This is a genomic window from Corynebacterium sp. HMSC074C04 (assembly GCF_001838295.1).
GTDB classification, from domain to species: Bacteria; Actinomycetota; Actinomycetes; order Mycobacteriales; family Mycobacteriaceae; genus Corynebacterium; species Corynebacterium amycolatum.
On the sequence record NZ_KV836271.1, the window covers coordinates 1 to 373 of the forward strand.

At 57.9% G+C, this 373-nt stretch carries 1 CRISPR repeat array.

Annotated features, from left to right (window positions below):
* Nucleotides 1–333: a CRISPR direct-repeat array (repeat unit 28 nt; unit sequence GAAATACCTCCGCGTATGCGGAGAAGAG).
* Nucleotides 334–373 lie beyond the last annotated feature (40 nt).

The window sequence follows — 373 nt, forward strand, 5'->3', positions numbered from 1 at the left end:
GAAATACCTCCGCGTATGCGGAGAAGAGTGCCACCGGTGGGCGCTGGAAATAGAACATGTGGAAATACCTCCGCGTATGCGGAGAAGAGAGCACCAGCCCACCCCACGCGCTGCCGTTCACGGAAATACCTCCGCGTATGCGGAGAAGAGAAACAGTTCTTGCGGGTGCGTGGCCCTTTGACGGAAATACCTCCGCGTATGCGGAGAAGAGTACTCGGTGAGCGTCAACACCCGCTCGGGTTAGGAAATACCTCCGCGTATGCGGAGAAGAGCGCGCCCCAGGGCCGGGCATGTCCCTACAGGTGGAAATACCTCCGCGTATGCGGAGAAGAGTTCGGCACGATTATCTTCATGGCGCTGGTGATGGAAATAC